Source organism: Mesorhizobium sp. M7A.F.Ca.AU.002.02.1.1, from assembly GCF_003998535.1.
GTDB lineage: Bacteria > Pseudomonadota > Alphaproteobacteria > Rhizobiales > Rhizobiaceae > Mesorhizobium > Mesorhizobium ciceri.
The window spans coordinates 11,835-36,014 of record NZ_RZPB01000004.1; the positions used below are offsets into that span (position 1 = coordinate 11,835).

The window sequence follows — 24,180 nt, forward strand, 5'->3', positions numbered from 1 at the left end:
GCCATGTCAGAGCCTCGCCTTCAGATCGGCGCCCGGCTTGAATGTGATTTTCTTCCCGGCTGCGATCTGGACCGTATCCCCAGTCCTTGGATTGCGGCCTTGGCGCGCCGCCGTCGCCTTGACGCCGAACACGCCGAGCCCGGCGATCTGCACCTTGATGCCGGCAATCAGACTGCCAGCGATCGCGTCGATCGTGGCATTCACTGCCGCGGCAGCATCTGCTTTCGTCATACCGGTCTCACCGGCAACGATGGCGGCGATTTCGTTTTTCGTGGTCATGCTTCTTCCTTCGAATGAGCCGCGTCTGCGGCGGTTGTCGCCGGGATTCCGGCATCAAGCAGGCCGACCTGGTTTCCCCAGGCCGTCCATTTTTTCCTAGAGCTTCTTGAAAAAAGCTCGACATACGGCCCATCGAACATCGTCTCGATGCGGTCGTACTGTTCGTCGGGTTTTTGGCTGTGCAGGCGCCGCGGCTGACGGATGGCGTCGAGCGGCATCGCCTCGATGAAGTCGCGCACGCTGCGCACGCCGGCAGGGATCACCGCGTCGCCGAGCATGTCGCTCTCGATCGGCTGCCTCAGTTGAGGGTTGCCGCGCGTGCACAAAATGCACGGTTCGACATTTTTTCGTGTGCCATATCCCCCACCAAATGCATACTTGCCGGACTTCGGATTGTATTTCAGCCATTCCCAGGCAAGGCCGGCGAAGTTCAGCCCCAACGCTGGGACGACCTCATGCCAGCGCATAGCCAGCGGCCAGGTCATCCAAAGGAACACAGCGGCGTCGTCAGCGAGTAGCGCGGTCAGTGGGATTTGGCAGATGTCCTCGATCGACATCGTGTCGTAGTGGCGCTGCGGGCCCTTGCCCTGCCCCTTCTCGGAGAAGTGCTCGAAGTCCCACGGGATATCGAGAAGCGCGACCTTGAAGCCGCCGGCCGGCCGCAGGGCCGCGAACTCCTTCGTCATTTGAGAGAAGTCAATATTGCTCATGGCGGCGTCACCGAGCGACCGAACGAAACTTTGGCGGCGTGTCCCGAATGTCCGTTTAGAAATGCCAGCACGGCGCTGGCCCGGTCTGGACTCCCATCCATTTTTGCGCCGGAAGCTTCGGGGCTTGGTGTGCTCAGGTGGCCGCCGGCACCTGCCGAAAGGCGCGGACCGGGTGTATTCTGTTTGAATGATGCACAGGGCAAGATGGGCCTCACCTGTCCTGCTTGGCGAGATCGTCCACTTCGACACAGCGGCCGATGTAGTTCGCCTCGGGGAAGAACTCGGTGACTTCCATCTTGATCACCTCGTTGCACTTCGCGACGGACTGGACGCAGCGTGTCTCTAGCGAGAACGCGTTGTCCATCAGGGCGAGGATCATCAGAACCTGGCACATCAGATCTGCTGCTCGTAGGTTGGCGCCGGCGCGGCTGCAGGCTTGTCGGGGAGTGCCTTCGGCTGAGGGAGCGCCCAGAACTGCTGATCGTGCGTGTCCCATGAGAACTCGAACAACCCAGCAATCCCGCCCTTGCCCTTCTTCCCCTGGTCGGGCTGGCCGCCCTCGCCGGAGTTTCCCTCTTCCGACTCCCACGGCCACTTGAACGGCTTTACTGTGATGCCAGCCTGACCGCCCTCGCCTTTCTCATCCATGGCCTTCTGAAGCTCGTCAGCCGTCTTTGTGCTCCACGGCAGTTTGTAATAGCGTGGCTGCTGCTCGCCGCGGTCGACGAAGATGTAGATGCCGTCCTCGATCAGCATCTTCGCCGCAAGGATCTGATGATCGCCAGCGGAGAGCGTCACGCCATCGACGAGCGGAACCGGCCAGCCGAGACTGAAGCCGAGGGAGACGCCAGCAATTGGGCTTGCCAGTAAGAATGCGAGGACGGCCAGGCCACGAGCTCGCGAGAAACCGCGGGCCCATATGGCGAGCGAGGCGGCGATGCCGAGAATGACGGTGATCGCCAACCAAACGGTGATGGGGTAGTTCATGTCACATGTCTCCAAGTTTTGTTCCTGACGATCCCGGCTATGAGAGAATGTGACACCCCATACTTCGATGCCAGCGCGCGACAATCACTCCCCTTGACACGAGGAACGTATTCTCGCCTGATCGCCGAAATGTCTTCTTCGGTAAGTTTGGATTGGCCGTTCTTTATTCCGCGAATGTCGGTCCCATGTGCGATCCGGTCTGCCTGGTTCGACTCTGGCGTATCCCACCGTAGATTGTCCAAGCGGTTGTTGTCTGGGTTGCCGTCGTTGTGACAGCCCTCAAGTCCATCCGGGCGCGGGCCAACGAACGCCTCAAGAACCAAAAGATGAACATAACAAATCTTCATCATAGCAACCTCTGGGTAGAGGCTGACGATGTGATGCTCCCTAGCAAGGGCGTGACGAAGGATGCCGCCGCGAACACCCCGGACGCGGCCCAAGTTGGACACCTCGTGTCGCGGGGCGAAGCTGACAGTTCTCCAAATTTCCACGGTCACTTCTTCGCACTCCGAAGCGGCTTAAAGACGGAATTCATGGAGCCGGGAACGATCTCGCCCTTGTCGGTCAGTTTGAACCGGATGGCAGTTCGCTCTTGACCGTCAGTCACCAGTTTCACCGTCGTGTTGACGAGCGGCTTGAGCGACGACTTACCTGGTTCGCCGCTATTGATCTCGACGACGACCTTCACCTCCTGCGGCAACTGCGGACATCTGAAGCAGTGAACATTTATGGTGTAATCGCCGCCGACAACGCCGCGCGTAAAAGAGTCCTCATAGTTCAGATCACCGGCGTCCGGCTGCGCGCCGAGATCATCACGCAGGAGATTCCAGAGAAGCCCACCTTTGTTGCTGTAGCCCACGGGAACCAACTCCCCCGGCCCGTCGACCCAAAGATCGACATCGGTGTCACCCTGCGGCCAGACCGCGTGGACGATCATATTTCCTGGCGGCTCGGCGGCCGCCTGCTCCACGGCTTTCTTCACCTGGATCAGGAGAGCCACGATGCCAATGATCATGACCAGGCCGAGAATGGTGTTCAGCAGGACGTCACGATAGGCGACGCTGTTGATCTCGCTGTCGTAGTCGATCTCGGGCTCGTTCATTTGATGTACATCCGACCCTTGAGTGCGTCGGCGTCAATGTGCAGAAGCGCGGTCGCGGTTCGCAGAATGTGCCCATTGACGGCCAGCCAGAGGCCGAGACCTGTGCCGATCAGCGTTGTGTAGAACGCGACCTTCATGCCGTCGATCATCTGCGAGATCGCATGCATGGCCGCATCGCTCCCGCCGGAAAGGTTGAGCCCCTCGACCGCCTGGGCAAACCCGGTGATGTTGCCTATCAGTCCTAGCGTGACCAGCCAGACCGATACGGCCGCAACAAAGGTGTTCTTGATCTTGAACTTCCGGACATCAACCCAGTTGCCGAGCTTGACCTCGTTTAGGGCTGCCGACGTCTTCCTGACGCGCTGGACAAAGCCAACCATGGCCACCAGGAAGACAACAACCATGCCGTAGCCGATGCCTGTCGTCTCATTGGCGAAGAGAACCTGAACATGACCCTGCATGAAAGCCCAGCTCAGTCCGGCGACGATGCATGCGTTAAAAACGACAATCCTGTACCACAAGAGATTATTCAGCATGCACTTCCCCTTTTCAGTCCCGAGTTGTTGATGTTCAGTCCGCCGCAGTGTGCATCTCGATCGGCGCCGACGTCCGCGCGCTCGAGCCGAATGTGATCAGCAGGATGGTGAAGCAGGCGCCAAAGAAGGCGGCCAGCGCTATCGATCCCTTGAGGGAGACAATGGCCGTGCGCCTCCCGACTCTCATGATTCTCTTCCGCCCGGAACGGGTGCCGCCGGCTTGGTCAGGAACCAGTCAGTTCCGACCGCCAGGACGCACGAAGACCCGTCGGCGTTGACTCCCACCGTCGTCCATGTAGCGCCGCCGGCCGAAGCGAAGACCGCCATGAGAAGTTTCTCATTGATGAGGCCGCCACCGATTTGAACCTCGTGGAACTTCTCGGCGAGTGCCTTCTTCATGTCCGCCCAAGGCGCACAGGATGGCTGATCAGCGGCAAGCGCTGGAGACATTGTCAAAAACGCTGCGAGGAACAGGCATGCTTTCACGGCAAGTCTCCTAGAGGAATTGGTGCCGGGCACGGCCCCCGGCTGGCCAGTTAAGTTGGATTGTCGCCGTTAGGCGACGATCAGGACTTCGACCCCTTAAGCCAACCCTCGATCGTCTCCATCTTCCACAACGTGAAGATGAGGCTGGCGACGAAGAGGCTCGAGAACAGATCCATGAGCGTGCTGAAAATTACGAATTGCAGCACGATCAGGACCAGTTGGATGACGAGAACGGCGCCGAGCGCCTTCTCCTTGAGCCAGGCGAGCATATCGATCAGGCGGCGAGTTTGTCGTAGTTGACGTTGCAGATCGACGCTATGTCCTTCATGACAGCGACTTCGGCCGGCGAGATGCCGCCTTCATCGGCGACATCAAGGCTGGCAAGAACGATTGCCTGGCCGAGCGAGCCTGTCTTGTCGCGGGCGATGACCTCGCGGATTTCGTTCTTCAGTTCGGCCTTGCCAGATCGCGTTGTCGTTTTGCCTTGCATCTTGCCGAAGACCGATTCGATCTGGGTGGAATCGAAGCCGGCGGCGATGGCTGAGTTCGAGCGAATGACGGTCAGCGTCTTCTCGTATTCCTTGTCGTCGATACCGCCTTCGGCCGCCGCGGTGAGCGCGCACGCGGCGCACATGCCTTCAAGAAAATCCTTGTTCCCAGAGAACTGGTTCATGGCTTCCTTGGCTTTGCCCTTGAACAAACTTCCGAACAATGTCGTCTCCATATTTTGGTTGAGGTTTGGTCGTTCTACTTATCCTGGCGTGGTGGGCCAGAATTCCTTCAGGCGAAGCGCTCAGCCATCTTGCGACGGCGATCGGCTTCAGCCTTCTGTTGGGCGTTGATCTTTTCGTTGGTCGCCTGGCGAAGGGCGCGTTTGCGCTCGCCGCGCGTCATCGTCTCTTCATCATCGACGGCGACAGGCACCATCTTGCGCGAGCTTACAGCCTTCCGGCGCGGCCGTTTACCTACGCGCTCGGCATGCCGCAGGATGGCGGCGAGAGCGCCACCTTCGAAGATCGTCTTGCTGCGCTCCTCGCGGATAGCGCGACGGCGTTCACCGCGCAGGAGAGTGGCGCCTGGTGAATTGGTTGGCTGCACTGGCTGGAATGACCGCTCCCTGCCAGCCCTAGCCGCGCGCCTGAGTTCTGCGGCAGTCATATAGAGAAGGTCCAACTCGGTCTTTTTGCCAAATCTAGCGCGCGGTGGCGTTCTGGTCGCAGTAAACATCACTTATGCCCTTTCACTGCCGCCGCGACATCTGCCGCCGGCTGAATTCCTGTATCTTCCTATGGATGTCGGACCCCTGCTCTGTTGGCAGTTCCGGTGCGATCCATTCAGCCAACGAGTTCCCGCAGTTTTGAAACCAGTTCGCCACCTTCAGTCTCCGCATGAGCGGAAATAAACGCCGCCAGTCGAGCAGCCCTTTTGATTGAGGCATCAAATTCCCCCCGAGCAGCTTCTAAGGCTGCCTGTTCGAGATCCAGCATTTCGTAATTGTCGATCCGTCGCGCCTGTTTCTTCCAGATCGTCTGGACGCGCCGCTCAGTCCACTGCCGCGGTCGATCGCGCAGAACGTCGATCGGCAGCCTGCGTTCGATTCGCTTGACAGCTTCGAAAGCGGCTCCAATGCAGCTCTTTGCGTTTCTGCCCTGGCGAACCTGCCAGGTGTTTTGGACGAGGCTGCTCGCAGTTGCCACATCAGACATTGCGGAAGCCTTGCCCGAAAAGGGCACGCGCATGTTCATTTCCTCCGATACGTTGAACACCATCGAAGAACGGCCCACCCCATAACCCCGGGCCGCTGGGAAAAAGGAAGAACGAAAATGCTCTCGAGACCAGAACAAGGAATTGCTTGCAGGCTGATACTTGTCCGAGATGGAGAGCAGACAAATTCATGGGCGGATCGCCGCCCCAACTGGTTGATGAAGGCCGAAGGAAATCGCAACAGCGATCGCCAGCCGGCCAACCGAGTAGAAAGCGCGCGAGCCAACGCATGCCGCGCCGGAATTGTCGGATCCGCGATTCTCGCTCACCGCAGAGAATGAATCCGAACGCAGAAGACCAGAGGTAGCCGTCACCGCGCCAGCGGGGCGGCAAATGCCGTTCATGGCGAAGGCGTTGGTCATTCTGCGACCGCAAGCTCAGGGCACAGCGCATCGGCCGTGCCGGCGTCAGCCGCATCTGAAAGAACCTGGAGAGAAATGAGCACAGCGCCTTTCGGCGGATTGCCGACGCGCTCCATGTTGGAAACCGTCGACTGATGAACACCCAAGAAACGGGCCAGTCGGCCCTGGTTCCACTTAAGGCGCTTTCGCAGCGCCTTCATGTCGAGAGGTGAATTCGTTTCGCTCATAATCCGTAATATGCATATCACATATTCACAGTCAAGAGGCGAAACGCATATCGTTAGCAAGTAAGATGTATTTTATGAAAAAGTTTGATGACCGACCCGACAGATCTCAACGCCTGCAGCAGGCGAGGATCGCCCGCGGCTTCAAGACCGCAAAGGCCGCCGCCGAATTTTTCGGCTGGAAGGTGCCGACCTACAATCAACACGAGACCGGGCGAACCGGCTATCAGAACTGGCTGACTGACTACGCTAGGGCCTTCAAGGTGGATGAGTCATGGCTTTGGAGTAACGTCGGCCGCGGACCCGGGGGTGGTCCTGACCTTTCGATACCTGATCACACAAAAGAAAAACTGAAACTTCTCGAGCCGGACGACCTGATCGAAGTCTTTGATTATCTCGATGGCATTGTTGACAGGGCAGTCCAAAGAAGCCGAAAGTGATCACGTAAATAAATCGAGGGGAAACAAAGGGGGTAAGCTTAAAATGGGTGTGGCGCTCGGTGCTGGCCTGTGGTCGGATTCTGGGATGACTGAAGTATCAGAAACCCAACAATTCCAGTCATGTGAGGCATTTGTTTCCATGGAGGGGGATGTGGCCGATTTTAAAGCAAAATATGAAGGTAAAGAAAATATTACGGTGTCGGTGCCTTTTTCGCTAATGGGGATGCTATACCATGAGGTGCGCTACGCCGCGCAGCTTATGATTTACCGGCAAAGGATGAGGGTGGATAAGGGCGTGGAAAAGATGCTTGAGCTATGCGCGACGGCACTCAGACCTTCGACCACGGAAGTCATACTGGACAAGGAAACCCGCGACCGCGTGGTAATATACCAATTCGCCGAGCACTCTCCTTTCTGCGTGCGGATGTCGCCAGATGAGGTGGAAAGCTTCGTGATCAAGCTGAAATCTGTGGATAAGTCAGCCGCTCACTGAAAAGATATTCGCCACCAGACCTCGGAGACGAAGGTGCTCGCGCCTTCTTTCATTTCCTTGAGGCAATCTTTCTTACTACCCTTATGTTTTCGTTCTGCAAACAGGTTCAGCCGGCTATCCTCCAAAGACCCCCTAACCCCATAGCCTTAGCTACGGAGCTCGGGGGTCTTGGAAAACTCTGCAACTCAGGACGAGCCGACTAGAGCCCCCAGATTTACCTTGCGGCAAATCAAGCCCTGCAAATCCCGGTGGCGCCGCAGGATGATCTAACCCCGCGCCCGCAGCTTATCCGGCCAGGGATTGCACCTGGTCGCTGCGATGATGCCCTCGTTTCATGATTGTAATACCAAGTGAGTTCGGCTACACCGAATCACTGGATTTTGGCCACGAACCGAATTCATCCAGTCTTTGGCCCCCTTGGGATCTCCCATCGGGGCCTTTCTTTTTGGCCTTCTCGCCTGAGCGGAACAGCCAACATTTTCGATTTTTATAAATTCTTGCACGCTCAACATGCCGAGCGTTCTGCATATCGTCAACCAGAAAATATGGATTTACCATTTTTCCTGTTGACTGAATTTATGTGATATGCATATTAGAGGGCATTGAAAGCCCATTAAATCGGAATCGACTCTCACTCCGGAGGTGCCCTCGTGACGAAGATCTGACCACCCGAATTCGGCACATCGTCAACGGGCTGGCGCGAATGCCAGCCCCTCCCACAAAGGAGGACAGCGTGATCACCTCAATCAACATGTCATGCCCCTTCTGCCGTTCCTTGGACCTCGCCGTGCGAAACTTCGGAACCGGAAAAACCAGACAGTTCCACGTCAACTGCCACAACTGCGGCGCTGACGGTCCTCTTGCTGATGGCACTACCGAAGCCTGGGCGCTTTGGAATGAACGGCCGAACGAACCCCAACGGGGCGACGGCACACCACCTCATCACTCAAACTAGCGCCGTCGGCGCCTCGCACAAAGGGGACCATCATGTCGAAGCCCTTCTATTCCTATCGCGAGCACATCCTTCCCGCCCGTGAGCAACTGGCGAAGCGGTTCCCTGCAGCTTTCATGCGCAAGGGCGAGCCGGAGAAGAAACCTCTCAAAATCGGAATCGCCAAGGAAGTCCTGGCGCTGGTCAAGGATATTCCGCGGAAGGTCGTCAAGCGGGCGATCAGCGATTACTGCTCCGGCCCGAAATACACCAAGGCCATGGTCACCGGCGCCGTCCGCGTCGATCTGGACGGAAAGCCGGCCGGCAATGTGTCGGCCGCTTCCGAGGCCTATGCACGAGCTCGTGAGGCCGAACGCCAGAAGCAATACCACCAGCGGCATGCGAGCCGGCAGATCGTCACCGAGGAAGCTCGGCCGTGAACAAGACGCTCGCCGCCCTCAATGACGAACTTGCCGAGGCGAAGAAGGCCTACGAGCACTGCAGCTTTCACGACAATTACCAGCGCCTGCGTGCATGCCAGGGCGAATGCCAGGTCGAGATCGATCGGTTGAATACGGCGATCGCGGAGGCGGAAAAGCATGCCGACGCGTGAACAATTTACCACCGAAGAAGAATTCGTCGCTGCTCTGCGCGACTGGTTCGCTGGTCAAGCGCTGGCCGGACTGTTGGCCTCATGGAGCCTGACAGACGACATTCGGTTTGTTCGGATGAGCAACGTCGACCGAATGAAAATGTTCGCCTTCAATTCGTACATGCAGGCCGACGCCATGCTCGCCGAAAGGCAGAAGCCATGATGTGGCGGGTCACATTGTATTCCCTCTGCGTCCCGCCGTCGCCGCAACTGTATCGCGACTTCGAAACAGAAGCGGAGGCCGAGCGCTGGAAAACATGGAGCGCCTGCCTTCCTTGCCATGCAAGATTGAGGCGGCAATCATGAGCCACAATCCCCTCGCCCAATATCCGATCGTCCAGTTGCGAGCCTGGGCCGAAGCCAACATCATCTCCACCAAGAAATATGTCGACGAGATCGAGCGCCGCAAGAGCGTCGCGCAATACGAGATCTGCGGCGAGCTTTGCACCTGCACCGCCTTCTGCGATCGGGTGAACGACGAGATCCAGGCCAACGGTGGCGCGGACGGATTCTCGACCCTGACGGAAGCGGAACTGATCGACAGACTGAAGGCAAGTAGCGGGGTGGCGGCATGATCCGCTGCCTCGCTCGCGAAGACATGATGGCGCACGCCGCCGAGGCGGTCAGCTTTCACCATGGTGGCAATCGCTATGCCGCCCTCTTCCATATCCGCATCGCCATGGGACTGGCGTCACGACTGAAGGACGCCGCCGCCCGCAAAGTGCTGATGACCTATCAAAATCGCATGAGGAGGAAATCGGCGTGCGCGGATTGAACCAGCCATACCCGAAGCAGATCGGCCGCCGAGTCGTGCATGACGAGACTCAAAAGCAGGGCTTCGTGGTTGTCCAGCCGGGCAGCGACGCAACGCATGTCTATGTGCTCTTCGACGGCGCCGACGAGGCCATACCCTGCCATCCCGGCAGCCTTGAATATGTGGAGAAGGCAGCATGATCGACATCATTGTTGAAGGCGCCGCTGCGATCAATCTGGCGGTTCTTTCCGGCACGGTCAAGGCAAACGATACGTTCGCGCTCATCGCTGCGAAGTTATGTCCAGCTGTGCTTGCTCTCTGCCTCGGTGTGCACGCCTACGGTAAGCTCATGGGCTGGCCGGTATGATCGGCGCCGAAGCCAAGCGCCGCGTTCTAGCCGCCCTCGAAGAGATCGAGAAGTTCGACACGGACCGCGCGTTCATTCTCGCAGCGCGCCGCCGCTACTGCGATCTGACCCAACCCCACCTTGCTGTAGTCGAGCCGAAGCGTTGCGACGCTGGCGCCGGCATCGTGATGACGCACTCAAACATTCGGACCGGATACTGACATGCCCATCTCCTACCTGCGCATCAACAACTACATGCGCGTCGAGAACGTCGAGTTCAACCCAAAGGGTGGGCTGAATGAGATAACCGGGGCAAACGGCGCCGGCAAGACAAGCACGCTGAGTGCGCTCGCGACCATGGGCGGAAAGAAAGAGATCGCTTGGAAGCCTATCCGAGATGGCGCGGAAGAGGCGACGATTGAAATTCACGTTGACGGAATCGGCACGGCGCAGATACGGATCGTCCGCAAATTCTGGACCGACAAGAACGGCAGGCAGGCCGAGTCCCTGATCATTGAAAGCGCCGACGGGGCCAGGTTCCCATCCCCCCAGAATATGATGACCGGCTGGCTGGGCGCCTTTGCGTTCGACCCCCTTGCTTTCACCCGCATGGATGCAAAGGAACAAGCCGAGATCCTGAAAAGGTTCGTTCCCGATTTCGACTTCAACGCGATCGACAAGAAGAACCGCGAGGACTTCGAGACTAGGACCGACGTCAACCGGTCGGCGAAGGATCTGCGAGCTCGCGTCGGCGGCATCATCGTGCCAGCAGACACACCGGATGAACCGATCGATGAGTCCGCTCTCGTGGAGGAACTGCAAAGCGCCGGCGCGCACAACTCTGACATCGAAAAGCGCAAGGCAAACAGGCAGTCTCTTCAACGAGACATTGATCAGCGCGCAGATGGCGTCGGGCGCTCCCACGCAAAAATCGACGAACTAAAGCAGCAGATATCAGCCATCGAGGAGAGCATCACCGTCGATGAAGGCTGGATCTCGGAACAAAAAACTCGCTTGGCCAAGGCTGGTGCGTTGCCGACGCCCATCGACCAGTCGGCGATCACCGCCAAGATCAACGCGGCACGGACGATCAATGTCCACGTCACCCGAAAGATCGAACGCGCTGATCTGACCAAGAAGGCTGACGCCGCCGAAGCCGAGAGCATCGCCCTCACCGCCGCTATGGACGCCCGCAAAAAGGAGAAGGCGGAAGCCGTCCGGAAGGCCAAGATGCCGGTTGATGGGCTGGAATTCGGCGATGACATGGTGCTGTTCAATGGTCAGCCACTCGATCAGGCATCGCAGGCGGAGAAGATCCGGGTTTCTGTCGCGATCGCCGCGGCAATGAGCCCGAAACTGAAGGTCGCCATCATCAAGGACGGCAGCCTTCTCGACAAGAAGTCGTGGGCGCTGCTTGAGCAGTTCGCGATCGAGCATGACCTCCAGGTATTCGTCGAGACGGTTGATAGCACGCGGCCGACTGCGATTGTCATAGAAGATGGGTCCATTCGCCAGGAGCAAGCGCTGGAGGCCGCAGAATGACGTTCGTCTGCTTCAAGGGAGCGACTGCGTGGGAGGCCCAGGTCGGTCGCGTCTGGTTTCATCTTCGGTATAGACGCTTTTGGCGAACGTCCGGTGTTGGCTTCATCCGCGTCATCAAGAAGGATGCTGACGAGTGAGCATGAGTTCTGCCGCCATCATGGAACTGTTCGATAGTCAAACGCGGCGCGACAGGCGCAAGCGTGGGAAACTGGTGATCGAACAGAAGCCCATTCACCCACTCTTCAAAGATATAACTGGGCGGAAATTCAATCGGCTCACTGCTGCTTCGTATGCCGGTCGAATGGGATCGGATCATGCGTTTGTGTTTGCATGCGAATGCGGGAACGAAATCATCACTAAGGGCTATCTCGTCTCAACGGAAGTCACGCGTAGCTGCGGGTGTCTGCTTGTCGACAAAAACCGAGAAATCAGAACGACGCATGGTCTCTCCCATACTCGGGAATGGCGAATTTGGGCAGGCATGAAAAACAGGTGTCTAAACCCAAGGGTAAAGCGCTTTAGCGATTATGGCGGTCGCGGCATAAAGGTTTGCGACAGGTGGTTGCATGGAGATGGTGAGCGCGGTGGCTTCGAATGCTTCATCACCGATCTAGGTATGCGCCTCTCGTCAAAGCACTCTATCGAGCGCAAAGAAAATGACGGCAACTATGAGCCTGGCAATGTGGCCTGGGCTACCCGACCTGAGCAAGCGAAGAATACGCGTGTAGTTCGGCGGATAGAATTTCGCGGTGAGACCAAAACTAGCCACGAGTGGGCTTCAGCGGTCGGCATCTCCTCAAATGAGATTAATAAGCGCCTCCGCCGCGGTTGGTCGGTGGAGCGCGCACTAACGCAGCCTATGAGGGAACGGACATGACTGAGATACGTGAATACGTTCCTGGCACCAAGATCACCGAGTCTGGCGCATATAAAAATGTGCCTATGGAATTTTATCACGGTCAGCCGACGGACGGGCCATCGATCAGTTCCAGTGGATTGCGCACCATCTTCAATGAGAGCTTAGCCCACTACTGGGATAAGTCGCCGCTAAACCCTGACCGGCAGGAATTCCAGGACACCGAGGCCACCATCTTGGGCCGTGCAGCGCACTTTTTGCTGCTTGGAGAAGCCGACTTCTCCAACTTCTTCGTCATACGCCCTACTGAGGCGCCGGACGGTCGCGCTTGGAATGGGAACAACGCGACTTGCAAGCAGTGGCTGGCTGAGCGTGCGCTGGAAGGACTGACAGTCCTCAAGCCAGAGCAACTCGAGTACATCAAGGGCATGTCGAAGACGCTGGCCGCTGAGCCGCCGGTGCAGGGCGGCATCCTCAACGGCATGGTCGAGCTCTCGCTGTTCTGGCAGGATCCTGAAACTGGGATATGGCTGAAGAGCCGGCCGGATGCGGTTCCCAACGATTCCGATGCCGCTGATTTGAAATGCGTTTCGGACATCACCGACGATGGCATCTCGCGCGCTCTCGGGGAAAGAGGGTATCACCAACAGGCCGCCCTCGTGAACGAGGCCATGAGCGTCGTTCTGCGCCGACAGATGGAAAACTTCTATCTCGTCTACGTCGAACAGAAGCGTCCGCATTGCGTGCGCATCGACACCGTCGACCCGAAAGAGATCGACGCCGGCACCGCCGAGAACCATGCAGCGCTGCGCCTGTTTAGGAAGGCGCTGGACACCGGGTACTGGCCTGGCCCGAAGAACCTTTCTGGCGACGGCGGATTCGTGCGGCGCACGCCGTGGTCGAGAACACAGGCTGAGCGGCGCCTTGCCCTCATAGAGCAGGAGTTAGCAGCTTGAACGAGATTACCCGCCAGCCAGAGGGCGAGACGTACCGGCCTTCGGCCGCGATTGATCCTACCCGCTTGGAATACCTTTGGACGCTCACGGAGCGCATTGCATCATCGAGTCTGGTTCCGGAAAGCCTTCGCACTGAAGGGCCGGCAAACAAGAAGACCGATCTGCCTCGCGACGTAATTGTCGCCAACGTGTTTGCCGTTGTCGAACAAGCGGACCGCTGGAACATCTCACCATTTGCTTTGCTCGCCTGCGCCGCCATCGTCCACGGCCGGCTCGGGTTCGAAGGCAAGGTGATTGCGGCCGTCCTCGAATCGCTGTTCCACATCAAACTCCACCACTACTTCACCGGCGATCCGCGGAGCGAGCAGCACCACATCTATCTTTGCGACGAGCCCCTCCCAGATGACATCATCGCGGAACTGAAGCCAGGCTACCGCCACCCGCGCTTCAAGATCATGGATGGGTCGGTCGCTGAGTGGAAGACGACCGGTAACGGTTCACCTTGGCGGCCGGCCACCTATACCAAGATGCTGGTCTACCGCGGAAGTCGCGAATGGCCACGGGTCTACAAACCCGGTGCCATCATGGGCGTTCTTGGTGATGATGAACTCTATGAGATCGGCATGGAGCGCCAGGCACAGCTTGCGCGGGATATCACTCCATCGCTCAACGAGCGCTTCGGCGGCAGGCAATCGGCCGACGGCTTCAATCCCGACAACGTGAAGCAACTGACCAACTCCGGCCAGGTCGCCATGGAGACGATCGACCCGAAGACCGGAGAGATTCTGAAAACTGAGGTACAGCGCACAGCGGCGGTTACGGAAAAGACCACGTCGTCATCTGCGAAAGCGGCCTCAGCAAAGCCGGCATCTGACGATGCTGGCCGGAGCGGCGGAAACTCATCCCCGGTTGATGACAGCCGCTCCACCAATTCATCGCAGGGTTCCGATGACCGGAGCAAGAGCGATGACGGCGGGAAGAGCGAGGGCGCCATCCAGCGCCTTCCCGCCGAACTGTTCAAAAAGTACGCGTCGAGTCTCGCCCGCATGCAGACAGAGGCCAATGTCGACAAGGCCTCCGCCATGTTCTGGCAGGACAACGGCGGCGCACCGAAGGGCGGCGTCGACCGTGCGCTGGCCAAGTCGATCTATGACAAGCAGATGGCGCGCGCCAAGGGCGACACCGATGCCGACGGCCTGCTCGACGAAATCCATGCCGACATCGACACCTCATTTTCAGGATCATCTGACCTATGACCGCGCACGACACCTTCAACCCATCCGAGATGACCAACCCTCCAGTCGAGTCGCCACCTACGGTGCGGGTCGTCGATCTGGAAACACTGTTCTCCGAGCCCGAGCCGAACGGCATCGTGGAGATCGGATACACCGACGTCGTCGCGACCCGGACCGATTTGTTTGGCGAGCCGACGCAATGGGAGGTGCGACCAGGGAAGGGATACTTGGTCAATCCCCTGCAGCCCATTCCGGCCGAGACAATGGCGGTCCACCACATCATGGATTGCGACGTCGTCGGCGCGCCGGTGTGGCGCGAGGTTCACCCGCTGGTCTTCGATGTCGACGTCGTCGCCTACGCCGCCCATGGGGCTGAATTCGAGCGCAAATGGTTGAGCGAGGAGATCACCGGCAAGGCTCCGTGGATCGATACCTACCGGTGCGCCCTCAACCTCTATCCTGACTCACCGACATTCAAGAACAACGGCCTGCGCTATTACCTGCGGCCGGAGGGCATCGACCGCGAACTGTGCATGCCACCGCATCGGGCGCAGCCGGACTCCTACGTCACGGCGCATACCGTGCGAGACATGCTGAACGCCGGCCACGCCATCGAGCAGCTGGTGAAATTCACCAACAACCCGGCGCCGATCCCAACCTGCAAGATTGGCGACACCTACTACAACGGCGGCAAGGGAACGCCGTGGAAGGACGTTGAATGGTCCATGCTAACGTGGATCTTAAAGAAGGATTTCGGCGAGGACGTCGTCTTCACCGTCCGTCGCGAGATGGAGCGCCGAGAGGTCGACCAGCGGCTTGAGAACGAGCGCGTCGACCTCAACAGGCAGTTCAAAGCCAACAGCCTGCCCGAGACGCCACCGGCCCAGGAACTGCCGCCTGTGGCGGCATACGAGACCCAGGAGATGTTTCCGCTATGAAATTCACCGCAGCCGCGAAGGCCTTCGCTGACGCAATGAGCGTCGCAGGGAAAATCATAGAATCCCGGAACACGATTCCGATCCTCAGCAATGTGGTCATCGCCGCAAGGGGCGATACCGTCACGCTGAAATCGACCGATCTTGATCTGGAGATATCTCTGGAATTCAAGGCAGATGTGACAAGCCCCGGTGCGACCTCCGTGCCCGGCCGACTGCTCGGCGATATCTTGCGCAAGATGGCCCCGGGCGCCGAAGTCACCTTCGAGAGCGAGAAGGATGGCCAGGTTGCCAGCGTCGGCGCCGGCCGGTCGAAGTTCAGGCTGCAGACCCTGCCTGAGACGGACTATCCCGTGATGTCGAACGGCAACTATTCGCACACCATTGAATTCGCCGGTGACGTCCTGCTTGAGGCGCTGTCCAAGGTTCAGTTCGCCATCTCGACGGAGGAAACCCGCTATTACCTCAATGGCGTGCATTTCAATCACGACAGCGAACACCCTGGCGCCATCACCTTCGTGGCAACCGACGGGCATCGGCTGGCCAAGTCTTTCCGTGAGCCGAGCGGCGACGTCGAGAACTTCCCGCCAATCATTGTTCCGCGCAAGACCGTCGGCGAGATCATTACGCTGGCCAAGAGCGCCGGCGCCGAAGCGGTCAAGATCGAGGTGAGTGAGAACAAAATCCGGGTGATGTCGGGAACCACGGTGCTCACGAGCAAACTCATTGATGGCAGTTTCCCTGACTATCGCCGCGTCATCCCAGCTTTGACCAATACGATCGCCACGGTCGACTCCAAAGCGCTGTCGGCTTCCGCGGACCGCGTCACTACCATCTCCAATGAGCGCGGCCGCGCGGTCAAGCTCACGTTCGAGGAAACCAAGCTGAGCCTGGCGGTCAACAATCCCGACCACGGGTCGGCGGAAGAAGACATCGACATTGGCTACTCCGGCGCCAAACTCGAGATCGGTTTCAACGCCAAATACCTCAGTGACATATGCAGCGTCATTGGCGCCGGCGAAGTCCGCATGAGCCTGACCGACGCCGGCAGCCCAACGGTCATCACGACAGACAAGGATCCGGCCTCGCTGTACGTTCTCATGCCGATGCGTGTGTAACCATGGCCGATTCAACAGAAAGCACGAACAGGCACATCGGACACGTCCGCAAGGCCATTCATCATTTCTGCCACCTCATGGATGTCCGCGCGGAATTCCATGACATGTCGAAGTTTACACCGACCGAGAAAGGTCCGCTGGATGAACTGATGACCATCATCGAACGAGACGGGCCGGCGCCGCATGGGACTGATGAGGCGCGCCGGCGGACGGCGATGCTCGGCGAGATGATCACGCACCATCACGCGAATAACGACCACCATCCAGAATTCCACTTGGAGCGCGGCATCTCCGGCATGACGCTGATGAGTCTCGTGGAAATGTTTTGCGATTGGCGAGCAGCCAATGTCGATCGAGACGCCGGGGAGCCGATGAACCTCTCCTACTCGATCGACAAGTACAAGATCGATCCGATGCTGGCAGACATTCTCAGGAACACGGCCGCAGACCTGGGGTGGGCTGTGAAATGACAAAGGATGCGAAAATGGCCAACAAGCACACCGTGGCAACCGACGCCCTTGAAACACTCGGAACGCACCCCATCCCCGACAACAGCGGACGAGACGCCATCCACCTTGCTGTTGAGCCGGTCGTGGCCGGTGTCAGGCTTCGCCCGGGCGAGCGCGTCAAAATCGAGAAGGGCTGCGCTGTCCCGGCGCGCCATGACGCCACCGGTATAGTTGACCCGTTCCTAGGCGGTCTTGTTCAGTCCGGCCAGCGCTTCTGGTTCGTCGTCCTTCCGCGCACCATCACGTCGCTACGGCACGTCTGGAGCCATCCATCATTCCCGGAAGAGGCGACGTTTCACGCAGACGCTGACGAACACTACGTTGCGCCCGCGCCGCCGAACAAGGAAACTTCTGAAGCATGGCTCCGCGAGTTTGTGAAAAACTCTGATTGCCCTGGCTACGAGGCTGTCATGGCCGCCGCAGTCGGCGATGGTGCAGAAAGTTGGGATGACGACTACCTGCACTTCAACGGCCAAGACGCTCATGGCAAAATCCCGCCTGAATTCTGGGATCACGTCGAGGTCGTCACCGGTCAGAAAATCACCAAGCGCGCCATCTACTTTTCGTGCGGATGTTGAGCAGATGACTCTCTCCTCAATCCGAGCTCACTTCCGGTGCGACGGCTGCGTCGGCGCCATGACATTCGACATGGACCCGGCGGAGGCAATTCCGAAAGGCGCGTCCCTGCACGACATGGCCATGGAGACCGTGCGCGCCGGCACGCCGCGCGAGGGCGGGATGTCATCCGTCTAGGGCGACATGTGTCTCTGCGGCAAGTGCACGACCATCGTCGACGCCTATGTGACTGAAGATCGAAATGCGACGGCAAACGAAGTTAATGCCGCGCTGAACAAGAAAGCGGGTGTTTGATGGGTGGTATCAACAAGGTCTTGATCGTTGGCCACGTCGGCAAAGATCCCGAGATCAAATCCTTCAACAACGGCGACAAGGTGGCGAATTTCTCCATCGCTACGAGCCAGTCCTGGAAGGACAAGCAATCCGGCGAGCGCAAGGAGCGAACCGAGTGGCACAACATTGCCGTCCGCAATCAGGGCACGGTCGGCATCGTCGAGAAGTACGTGAGGAAGGGAAGCCTGGTCGGCATCTTCGGGGAACTGCAAACCCGAAAATGGCAGGACCAAGCCGGCAACGACAAGTACATGACTGAAGTCGTCATCGCGCCATTCAATGGGGAATTGTACCTGCTCGGCGCCAAGAATGATGGCGACGGTGGCCGCAGCGAGCGCCAGGATGATCGCGGTGGCGGTGGCGGCAACTCTGGTGGAGGCCAGTCGTCGCGCGGCGGCGGATCGTCCGGAGGTGGCGGTTCATCCGGCGGCGGCTTTGGTGGTGGCGGATTGGGCGACGAAGTGCCGTTCTAATGATCTGCAGGAACTGTTCCGAGGATAAGATCGTCGATGATTTCTACGACAAACACAGCACCTGCAAAGAGTGTGTCAAGCGCCGCGTGCGAGAGCGCGCAAGAACAAACCCGGCGGTGCAGGAATATGATCGCAATCGTGCCAAGCGCCCAGACCGGAAAGCCAAGGCGAGGAAAATAACGATGGCTTGGCGAGAAGAGAACCCGGTTGCCTATAAGGCGCAGACCGCCGTTAGCAATGCGGTGCGCGACGGCAGACTCTTCAAACAACCGTGCGAATTTTGCGGAGACGATGAGGTTCACGCTCATCACAGAGATTACACCAAACCGCTGGAAGTCGTCTGGCTCTGTCCGAAGTGCCACCATCGGCTCCATGCGTTGTTCCCGGAACTCGAGGGAAAGAAAAAGGCAGGATGATATGAACGACTTCTTCACCTTCGCCGGCGCGCATCCGGCGGTCACCTTCTTCCTCGCATGGGGGATCTGGCCGGTTTGTTGGACCGTGCAGGCCGTTTTGACGACGCCGTTCTCCCTCGCCTTCAAAGCCTATAACCGGAGACTGCGCTCGCTCAATATCCGCGCCCATGGCTGGCCGGCCAATCCGCTCATGGATGCCGACGGCGATATAATCCATCCGCCGGTGGCCAATGTCTGATCTGGTCGTTACCTGCCCCAAGACCTTCTGGGAAGAATGGATCGCTGAAGGCGACCCAGTCGGGGCCGCATGGTCAGGCACCGAATGGGGCTGGTATCTGACGTCCCGCTCACGCCCGCCAATCAACGTCGGCGATCGCCTCTATGTGGTCGCCCATGGCCGGCTACGCGGGTATGCGCCGGTCACTGCGCTGCGCGGACTCAGCTTCGATCTGAAGGACGGCTCCGACGGCGTCCGCGGCGTCTACATGGACGCAGCCGATCTCGATGCTTCTCCGCCATATCACGGGGTTGACCAATGGTGCATCTGCCGGCGCGGCGATGCGGTGGCTGTCACCATTCCGGGGCCAGTGAAGGGCTTCCAGGGATGGCGCTACGCTTGGTGGCCTCGCGAGCAGGAAATCCCATTCCCCAATTGGAGGGCGGTCGCATGAACGCGCTGGCGCAACCCAGTCTGTTCGACGACATGCAGATGACGGCCGTCTTCGGCGGCTGGGACAACATCTATCGCTACGAGCTCCGGCGCGTATGGAATGCCGACCTTCCAATGCTGGTCGTCTGCATGCTCAACCCAAGCACGGCAGACCATCAGAAGAATGATCCGACAATCCTGGCGCTGATCCATTTTGCGAAGCTGTGGGGCTACGGCGGCCTATTGATCGTCAATCTCTATGCCTTCCGCTCCTCGTCGCCAGCCGTGATGTTTAAGGCGGAAGACCCAGTCGGCCCCTACAACCTCAACAGTGTTCACGCGGCAATCCTTTATGCGCACAACCACGGCGGCAAGATGCTCGCCGCATGGGGCAACGATGGTCAGGATCCATCATTCTGGTTCATCGAGCGAGCGCTCAATCTCGGCGTCGAACTGATCTGCCTTGGCACGACACGGAGCGGTGCGCCCAAGCATCCGATGGCTCGCGGACTGCATCGCATTCCAAGAGACCAGCAACCGATCACATGGAGAACCCGATGAGCAAGAAAGTGACGAAGGCCGATCTCGAACTCCGGGTTGCGACCATCAACGATGAGAAGCGCTTACTGCAACAGAAAGCGGCCACCAGTGAAGCCACCATGAAAGTGGCCTTGCAAGAACGCGATCGGCAAAGCTCCGCCGTCGCCGACTTGAAGACTGAACTAATGACCAAAAGTCTCGAGGTCGCGCGCCTCGAAGGCTACATCACGCGCGCCAACGAGAGCGACCCGTTGCCAGTCCAGCCGGTCTACAGAACGTTCGGCCGTGTCGAGCAGCCATCGTCCGTCGTCAACTCCTATGGCTCGACTTGGTCGGAGCCGCAGACACCGTGGTGGAACCGCTGATGGATCGGCCAATTCCTTTCAGCGCGCCTATGGTGCGAGCCCTGCTCGCCGGCACCAAGACACAAACCCGTCGAGTGTTGAATCCTCAGCCCGCGCACCTCCAGGTCTACGACTGGAAGGGCAAGCGACTGCATGACAGTGAGTATCGGCACTGGTGCTGGAAAGGCCATGTCGGTGCCGACAACTGGGACGACATCACCAGGCAACTTTCACCCTTCCTGCCTCATGCCGTCGGCGATCGCCTCTATGTCCGCGAGGAGATCGAAGCGATGTCCGCAGGCCCGGGATACAAGAAATACCTCCTGTATTCTGCGGATGCCAAACCGTCGTTCGACCATAGCTGGCCGGCGGAATGGCAGCGCGACAAAGCGCGCCCCATGCATATGTTCAAGAGGTTCTCCCGCATGACGCTGCCGGTGACCGGCGTGCGCGTCGAGCAGCTGCACGACATCACCCAGGCCGGCACCATTGCGGAAGGCATCGAGCGCATACCATACGAAGGCAAGATCCCCGATCACGTCGGCCAGTTCGGCTGGAAGGACTATCGCAAGGATCATCCGCACAGCGTCGTGCCTTACCATGACGAGAACGCCGTGCTGTCCTATCGCTCTCTCTGGGAGAGCATCAACGGCGTCGGCTCCTGGGACACCAACCCGTGGGTCTGCGTCACCAGTTGGTCGCACGTCATCCACCAGAACATCGACAAGGTGAAGCCATGACCGAACAGGAACACCTCGACGCCGCACTGCTCGCCTTCATGAGGGTCATCAACGAGCGAACTGATGACAACTACGTGGCCGAACTGAAGCGCGACAATGCCGATGAGTACCGGATGATGTGCGCCGCAGTCGGCGCCGCCATGGAAGCAGGGAACAAGCGGCGCGTGCAGGATCTGCTCGAGGCGAACAACCGCTATCTCCAAGAGGCTCGCGACGCGCGCGCTGAACTCAAAGCCCTTCGGGATGACGCCAATGGCTGACGTCACCGGACCGACTTCATCTTTGCCTGGCTCGTCTCATGACTTTCCCGATGGGACGATGTGCGACGACCATCCCGATCGCCCTGCCGTTGCTCGGATACAGGGGGAGACGGACAGTTTTGGCAGTGAGCGCAACGACATGTGCCAAGAGTGCTTGGATGAGCACCGTGAGTACATGAAGAACGCCGACCATTCCGGCGCCTGCGATTGGTGCAAGCAGCACAAGCCTCACCTGCGACCGCAGCGCGATTACGAGGAAGGCATGTCGGGACGGGTGTATGAGGTTTGCGACGCCTGCATCAAGCGCGTCAATGACGAGGCGCGCGCCGAACTGGACGCCTACGACGATGACCGTGACGACTATGGGGACGATTACGATGACTGAGCCCCGCAACCTGTCAGCACCCGAGATCCTCTTTCTCAAACTGGAGACGAGCGGCCTTTACCGCAAAGACATCTCCATCGACGACTCGGCCCAACCATGGTGCCCCGAGATCGCGGCGGCGCTCTGCAATCGGTCGGGCCTGATCACGAACCATTTCGCTCACATGGTCAAATCCGACGGCCGCACGATCAAGGAGAACGCCGAGAAGGTGCACGGCATTTCGGCGCGCGCGAGTTCGCAGGTCGGCATACCCGAGCCCCGAGTCCTGGGCGCGCTCAGCGACATGCTCAAGACGGCGCCGCTCGACAGTCACATTAAGGTCGTCACATTCGGCGACATGGACCGCATGGTGGTGGCCAGCCTTTTCGCCCGGTTCGCGCTGGCGAGCGGCAAGAAATCGGACGCCTATGACCGGCTATGGCTCAACCGGCCGCTGATCGAGTTCATCGACCTGCAAAAGCCCTATGCGCAGCAACTGTGCAAGCTACCGAGCGAGTTCGAAGGCGGCCTGGGCGATTTCAAATGGCCGTCTCTGGACGAGGCCGGATCGATCATTCTCGGCCAGCCGGCGCATGAAGGGCTGCGGGATGCGTGGTCGGATCTCGTCACCATGAAGGCGCTCTATTTCAGGTTCGCCGAGATGGGCCTGTTCGAGCAGGACGTGGCGGCCTGATGCAGTTCTCCCCGCAGCAAGCCGACGCGATCGACGCCGTCAGCGCCTGGCACAAGGCGAAGGAAAAGCAGGTGTTCCGCGTCTTCGGGTACGCCGGCACCGGCAAGACCACGCTCGCCCGGCACTTTGCCGAAGGGCTGAAAGGTCGCGTTCTCTATGCGGCCTATACCGGCAAGGCCGCCATGATGATGCGGAAGAACGGTTGCCTGAACGCCAGCACCATCCATTCCACGATCTATGCCGTCGACGTCAACAAGACCACGGGCGCGACCAAGTTCATCCTCCGCCACAAGAGCGAGTTCGAAGGCGTCGCGCTCTTGGTCATCGACGAGTGCTCGATGGTCGATCAGGATATCGGCCAGGAAATCCTTTCCTTCGGCATCCCGGTCCTGGTCCTCGGCGACCCGGCCCAGTTGCCACCAGTCTCTCCCGGCGCTGGATTCTTCACCGAATGCGACCCAGACGTCATGCTGACGGAGATCCATCGGCAGGCGGCCGAGAGCCCGATCATTCAAATGGCCACGATCGTCCGCGAAGGCGGCCAACTCAAATATGGCGCCTACGGCACAAGCGAAGTCATCAAACGCTCCTATCTGGTGCAGGACCACGTCATGAAGGCTGATCAGGTTCTCGTCGGCCTGAACAAGACGAGGGCCGGCTACAATCAGCGCATGCGGGAGATACTCGGGAGAAAGCAGGCGTTGCCGGAGAAAGGCGACCGTCTCGTCTGCCTGAAAAATGACCGCAACATGGGTCTCTTCAACGGCGGGCTGTGGACGACCCTGTACGTCGCAAAGCGCCGCGCTGGCCATATCGAAGACCATTGCGTCGCCATGGATGTCACATCGATCGACTTCGAGATGACGACACCGGTAAAGGTCAAAGCCCGCAAGGAATGCTTTGAAGGCCGGCTGAACGAGGTCAATTGGCAGGAACTGCGCGGCACTCAGCAATTCGACTACGGCTACGCGCTGACCGTGCACAAGGCGCAGGGCTCACAGTGGGACACCGTGTGTCTCTTTGATGAAAGCCGAGCCTTTGCGGACAGCCGGTCCAGGTGGCTCTACACCGGACTGACGCGCGCCGCTGAGAAGATCACGGTGGTGATGTGAACCAGCCATCTCTCTTCGATTTCGCCGAGGAACAGGTCCGGCGCCGTGAGGCCGCCGCGGCTGAACGGCGGCGCGACGCGATCCTGAGCGAGATGGAGAGAAAGCGGTCAACCCATCGGGAATGGAAACCGCTGATCGGAGAACTGCGCAGGGCAACCTGCCTGGCGCTGGCGGCATCGTGCGGGAGGGAATGGATATGACTGGAGATAGGATCTGCTGCGTCAATCCACGTTGCGGACGCACGGCGCCGAGGGACAAGTGCGGCGACTCGGCAGACATCATCTGCCGCCGATGCTGGAAACAGTTACCGAAGCAGATTACCGATCGGTTCAAGGCACTGAGGCGCCGGGACAACAGCCTATCCCGGCTGATCGACAGGCGCTTCGCCGCCGGCACGATGCCGCAATACCGCATCAACATGCTCGGCGAGATGATCGATGCGCAGGCCAAGCGGAACTGGGA

The 24,180-nt window shown here is 59.1% G+C and carries 44 protein-coding genes and 1 pseudogene; 30 read left to right on the top strand and 15 right to left on the bottom strand.

Annotation, left to right across the window (positions count from 1 at the left end; translation table 11 throughout):
• Positions 1-6 precede the first annotated feature (6 nt).
• The 14 genes from EN879_RS00600 to EN879_RS00665 all read right to left on the bottom strand — a co-directional run bounded on the left by EN879_RS00600 (position 7) and on the right by EN879_RS00665 (position 6,453).
• Positions 7-279 (bottom strand): HU family DNA-binding protein, encoded by a 273-nt coding sequence (locus EN879_RS00600; protein WP_063168431.1) that lies wholly within the window; start codon positions 277-279, stop codon positions 7-9.
• A complete protein-coding gene (locus EN879_RS00605; RefSeq protein ID WP_127224378.1) occupies positions 276-1,238 on the bottom strand; it encodes an MT-A70 family methyltransferase in 963 nt (320 codons plus the stop codon). Before EN879_RS00605 ends, EN879_RS00600 begins: the two co-directional genes overlap by 4 nt.
• Complete coding sequence (locus EN879_RS00610; protein ID WP_063168433.1) at positions 1,201-1,383, bottom strand: hypothetical protein; 183 nt, start codon at positions 1,381-1,383, stop codon at positions 1,201-1,203. The genes EN879_RS00605 and EN879_RS00610 overlap by 38 nt, the downstream gene beginning before the upstream one ends.
• Positions 1,383-1,976 (bottom strand): hypothetical protein, encoded by a 594-nt coding sequence (locus tag EN879_RS00615; protein ID WP_063168434.1) that lies wholly within the window; start codon positions 1,974-1,976, stop codon positions 1,383-1,385. Before EN879_RS00615 ends, EN879_RS00610 begins: the two co-directional genes overlap by 1 nt.
• Positions 1,977-2,469: 493 nt before the next feature.
• Complete coding sequence (locus EN879_RS00625) at positions 2,470-3,078, bottom strand: hypothetical protein (protein WP_063168436.1); 609 nt, start codon at positions 3,076-3,078, stop codon at positions 2,470-2,472.
• Positions 3,075-3,614: a hypothetical protein gene (locus EN879_RS00630; protein WP_063168437.1), complete on the bottom strand. Its 540-nt coding sequence runs from the start codon at positions 3,612-3,614 to the stop codon at positions 3,075-3,077. The genes EN879_RS00625 and EN879_RS00630 overlap by 4 nt, the downstream gene beginning before the upstream one ends.
• Positions 3,615-3,648: 34 nt before the next feature.
• Positions 3,649-3,801 (bottom strand): hypothetical protein, encoded by a 153-nt coding sequence (locus EN879_RS38780; protein WP_158515794.1) that lies wholly within the window; start codon positions 3,799-3,801, stop codon positions 3,649-3,651.
• Complete coding sequence (locus EN879_RS00635) at positions 3,798-4,100, bottom strand: hypothetical protein (RefSeq protein WP_127273921.1); 303 nt, start codon at positions 4,098-4,100, stop codon at positions 3,798-3,800. Before EN879_RS00635 ends, EN879_RS38780 begins: the two co-directional genes overlap by 4 nt.
• Positions 4,101-4,180: 80 nt before the next feature.
• The gene (locus EN879_RS00640; protein WP_063168439.1) at positions 4,181-4,369 is read right to left on the bottom strand and encodes a hypothetical protein; all 189 of its coding nucleotides are present in this window, start codon (positions 4,367-4,369) and stop codon (positions 4,181-4,183) included.
• 5 nt (positions 4,370-4,374) lie between these two features.
• Positions 4,375-4,812, bottom strand: a complete 438-nt coding sequence (locus EN879_RS00645) for a TerB family tellurite resistance protein (protein WP_063168440.1) — start codon at positions 4,810-4,812, stop codon at positions 4,375-4,377.
• A gap of 68 nt (positions 4,813-4,880) precedes the next feature.
• A complete protein-coding gene (locus tag EN879_RS00650; RefSeq protein ID WP_063168441.1) occupies positions 4,881-5,198 on the bottom strand; it encodes a hypothetical protein in 318 nt (105 codons plus the stop codon).
• A gap of 236 nt (positions 5,199-5,434) precedes the next feature.
• Entirely contained in the window at positions 5,435-5,839 is a 405-nt protein-coding gene (locus EN879_RS00655) for a hypothetical protein (RefSeq protein ID WP_063168442.1), read from the bottom strand.
• A 153-nt stretch (positions 5,840-5,992) separates the two neighbouring features.
• Entirely contained in the window at positions 5,993-6,226 is a 234-nt protein-coding gene (locus EN879_RS00660) for a hypothetical protein (RefSeq protein WP_063168443.1), read from the bottom strand.
• A complete protein-coding gene (locus tag EN879_RS00665) occupies positions 6,223-6,453 on the bottom strand; it encodes a helix-turn-helix transcriptional regulator (RefSeq protein ID WP_063168444.1) in 231 nt (76 codons plus the stop codon). Before EN879_RS00665 ends, EN879_RS00660 begins: the two co-directional genes overlap by 4 nt.
• A gap of 74 nt (positions 6,454-6,527) precedes the next feature.
• Between EN879_RS00665 and EN879_RS00670 the strand changes: the two genes are divergently transcribed.
• The 20 genes from EN879_RS00670 (at position 6,528) to ssb (ending at position 18,599) form a co-directional block, all read left to right on the top strand.
• The gene (locus EN879_RS00670) at positions 6,528-6,890 is read left to right on the top strand and encodes a helix-turn-helix transcriptional regulator (protein WP_127224381.1); all 363 of its coding nucleotides are present in this window, start codon (positions 6,528-6,530) and stop codon (positions 6,888-6,890) included.
• The gene (locus EN879_RS00675) at positions 6,850-7,383 is read left to right on the top strand and encodes a hypothetical protein (protein WP_127224382.1); all 534 of its coding nucleotides are present in this window, start codon (positions 6,850-6,852) and stop codon (positions 7,381-7,383) included. Before EN879_RS00670 ends, EN879_RS00675 begins: the two co-directional genes overlap by 41 nt.
• A gap of 987 nt (positions 7,384-8,370) precedes the next feature.
• Positions 8,371-8,754 (top strand): ProQ/FinO family protein, encoded by a 384-nt coding sequence (locus EN879_RS00685; protein ID WP_063168447.1) that lies wholly within the window; start codon positions 8,371-8,373, stop codon positions 8,752-8,754.
• Entirely contained in the window at positions 8,751-8,927 is a 177-nt protein-coding gene (locus tag EN879_RS38785) for a hypothetical protein (RefSeq protein ID WP_158515796.1), read from the top strand. The genes EN879_RS00685 and EN879_RS38785 overlap by 4 nt, the downstream gene beginning before the upstream one ends.
• On the top strand, positions 8,914-9,129 hold the full coding sequence (locus EN879_RS00690; protein ID WP_063168448.1) for a hypothetical protein: 216 nt from the start codon (positions 8,914-8,916) through the stop codon (positions 9,127-9,129). Before EN879_RS38785 ends, EN879_RS00690 begins: the two co-directional genes overlap by 14 nt.
• A 139-nt stretch (positions 9,130-9,268) precedes the next feature.
• On the top strand, positions 9,269-9,541 hold the full coding sequence (locus EN879_RS00695; RefSeq protein WP_127224383.1) for a hypothetical protein: 273 nt from the start codon (positions 9,269-9,271) through the stop codon (positions 9,539-9,541).
• A complete protein-coding gene (locus EN879_RS00700) occupies positions 9,538-9,741 on the top strand; it encodes a hypothetical protein (RefSeq protein ID WP_063168450.1) in 204 nt (67 codons plus the stop codon). The genes EN879_RS00695 and EN879_RS00700 overlap by 4 nt, the downstream gene beginning before the upstream one ends.
• On the top strand, positions 9,729-9,920 hold the full coding sequence (locus tag EN879_RS00705; RefSeq protein WP_127224384.1) for a hypothetical protein: 192 nt from the start codon (positions 9,729-9,731) through the stop codon (positions 9,918-9,920). The genes EN879_RS00700 and EN879_RS00705 overlap by 13 nt, the downstream gene beginning before the upstream one ends.
• Positions 9,917-10,087 carry a hypothetical protein gene (locus tag EN879_RS38790; protein ID WP_158515797.1) on the top strand — a complete coding sequence of 57 codons (171 nt, stop codon included), beginning with the start codon at positions 9,917-9,919 and terminating at the stop codon, positions 10,085-10,087. The genes EN879_RS00705 and EN879_RS38790 overlap by 4 nt, the downstream gene beginning before the upstream one ends.
• Positions 10,084-10,287, top strand: coding sequence for a hypothetical protein (locus tag EN879_RS00710; protein ID WP_063168452.1), 204 nt, complete (start codon positions 10,084-10,086; stop codon positions 10,285-10,287). The genes EN879_RS38790 and EN879_RS00710 overlap by 4 nt, the downstream gene beginning before the upstream one ends.
• A gap of 1 nt (position 10,288) precedes the next feature.
• A complete protein-coding gene (locus EN879_RS00715; RefSeq protein ID WP_063168453.1) occupies positions 10,289-11,608 on the top strand; it encodes an AAA family ATPase in 1,320 nt (439 codons plus the stop codon).
• A gap of 139 nt (positions 11,609-11,747) precedes the next feature.
• Complete coding sequence (locus EN879_RS00720) at positions 11,748-12,485, top strand: hypothetical protein (RefSeq protein WP_063168454.1); 738 nt, start codon at positions 11,748-11,750, stop codon at positions 12,483-12,485.
• Entirely contained in the window at positions 12,482-13,420 is a 939-nt protein-coding gene (locus tag EN879_RS00725; RefSeq protein ID WP_063168455.1) for a PD-(D/E)XK nuclease-like domain-containing protein, read from the top strand. Before EN879_RS00720 ends, EN879_RS00725 begins: the two co-directional genes overlap by 4 nt.
• The gene (locus EN879_RS00730) at positions 13,417-14,676 is read left to right on the top strand and encodes a hypothetical protein (protein ID WP_063168456.1); all 1,260 of its coding nucleotides are present in this window, start codon (positions 13,417-13,419) and stop codon (positions 14,674-14,676) included. The genes EN879_RS00725 and EN879_RS00730 overlap by 4 nt, the downstream gene beginning before the upstream one ends.
• On the top strand, positions 14,673-15,593 hold the full coding sequence (locus tag EN879_RS00735) for a 3'-5' exonuclease (RefSeq protein WP_063168457.1): 921 nt from the start codon (positions 14,673-14,675) through the stop codon (positions 15,591-15,593). The genes EN879_RS00730 and EN879_RS00735 overlap by 4 nt, the downstream gene beginning before the upstream one ends.
• Complete coding sequence (dnaN, locus tag EN879_RS00740) at positions 15,590-16,708, top strand: DNA polymerase III subunit beta (RefSeq protein WP_063168458.1); 1,119 nt, start codon at positions 15,590-15,592, stop codon at positions 16,706-16,708. Before EN879_RS00735 ends, dnaN begins: the two co-directional genes overlap by 4 nt.
• 2 nt (positions 16,709-16,710) lie before the next feature.
• On the top strand, positions 16,711-17,178 hold the full coding sequence (locus EN879_RS00745) for a DUF5662 family protein (protein ID WP_063168459.1): 468 nt from the start codon (positions 16,711-16,713) through the stop codon (positions 17,176-17,178).
• Positions 17,179-17,192: 14 nt separating this feature from the next.
• Positions 17,193-17,795: a hypothetical protein gene (locus tag EN879_RS00750; RefSeq protein WP_127224490.1), complete on the top strand. Its 603-nt coding sequence runs from the start codon at positions 17,193-17,195 to the stop codon at positions 17,793-17,795.
• A gap of 4 nt (positions 17,796-17,799) precedes the next feature.
• Positions 17,800-17,970, top strand: a complete 171-nt coding sequence (locus EN879_RS38795) for a hypothetical protein (protein ID WP_164774291.1) — start codon at positions 17,800-17,802, stop codon at positions 17,968-17,970.
• A gap of 116 nt (positions 17,971-18,086) precedes the next feature.
• Positions 18,087-18,599, top strand: coding sequence for a single-stranded DNA-binding protein (ssb, locus tag EN879_RS00755; RefSeq protein ID WP_342030142.1), 513 nt, complete (start codon positions 18,087-18,089; stop codon positions 18,597-18,599).
• On the opposite strand, the gene EN879_RS38800 is transcribed toward ssb, so the two are convergent.
• Positions 18,596-18,973: a hypothetical protein gene (locus EN879_RS38800; protein ID WP_063168462.1), complete on the bottom strand. Its 378-nt coding sequence runs from the start codon at positions 18,971-18,973 to the stop codon at positions 18,596-18,598. The two genes, ssb and EN879_RS38800, sit on opposite strands and share 4 nt — an antisense overlap.
• A gap of 43 nt (positions 18,974-19,016) precedes the next feature.
• Here EN879_RS38800 and EN879_RS00765 point away from each other — a divergent pair, with 43 nt between their 5' ends.
• The 10 genes and pseudogenes from EN879_RS00765 to EN879_RS00810 form a co-directional block, all read left to right on the top strand.
• On the top strand, positions 19,017-19,253 hold the full coding sequence (locus tag EN879_RS00765; RefSeq protein WP_063168463.1) for a hypothetical protein: 237 nt from the start codon (positions 19,017-19,019) through the stop codon (positions 19,251-19,253).
• Positions 19,246-19,686 (top strand): hypothetical protein, encoded by a 441-nt coding sequence (locus tag EN879_RS00770; protein ID WP_063168464.1) that lies wholly within the window; start codon positions 19,246-19,248, stop codon positions 19,684-19,686. Before EN879_RS00765 ends, EN879_RS00770 begins: the two co-directional genes overlap by 8 nt.
• On the top strand, positions 19,683-20,225 hold the full coding sequence (locus EN879_RS00775) for a DUF1643 domain-containing protein (RefSeq protein ID WP_063168465.1): 543 nt from the start codon (positions 19,683-19,685) through the stop codon (positions 20,223-20,225). The genes EN879_RS00770 and EN879_RS00775 overlap by 4 nt, the downstream gene beginning before the upstream one ends.
• Positions 20,222-20,569, top strand: a complete 348-nt coding sequence (locus EN879_RS00780; protein ID WP_063168466.1) for a hypothetical protein — start codon at positions 20,222-20,224, stop codon at positions 20,567-20,569. The genes EN879_RS00775 and EN879_RS00780 overlap by 4 nt, the downstream gene beginning before the upstream one ends.
• On the top strand, positions 20,569-21,288 hold the full coding sequence (locus EN879_RS00785; RefSeq protein ID WP_063168467.1) for a hypothetical protein: 720 nt from the start codon (positions 20,569-20,571) through the stop codon (positions 21,286-21,288). The genes EN879_RS00780 and EN879_RS00785 overlap by 1 nt, the downstream gene beginning before the upstream one ends.
• Complete coding sequence (locus EN879_RS00790; protein ID WP_063168468.1) at positions 21,285-21,548, top strand: hypothetical protein; 264 nt, start codon at positions 21,285-21,287, stop codon at positions 21,546-21,548. The genes EN879_RS00785 and EN879_RS00790 overlap by 4 nt, the downstream gene beginning before the upstream one ends.
• Positions 21,541-21,933, top strand: coding sequence for a hypothetical protein (locus EN879_RS00795; RefSeq protein ID WP_181172676.1), 393 nt, complete (start codon positions 21,541-21,543; stop codon positions 21,931-21,933). Before EN879_RS00790 ends, EN879_RS00795 begins: the two co-directional genes overlap by 8 nt.
• Entirely contained in the window at positions 21,926-22,606 is a 681-nt protein-coding gene (locus EN879_RS00800) for a hypothetical protein (protein ID WP_063168470.1), read from the top strand. The genes EN879_RS00795 and EN879_RS00800 overlap by 8 nt, the downstream gene beginning before the upstream one ends.
• Entirely contained in the window at positions 22,606-23,718 is a 1,113-nt protein-coding gene (locus EN879_RS00805; protein ID WP_063168471.1) for an AAA family ATPase, read from the top strand. Before EN879_RS00800 ends, EN879_RS00805 begins: the two co-directional genes overlap by 1 nt.
• A 121-nt stretch (positions 23,719-23,839) precedes the next feature.
• Positions 23,840-24,180, top strand: a pseudogene (locus EN879_RS00810) (hypothetical protein); the annotation flags it as partial.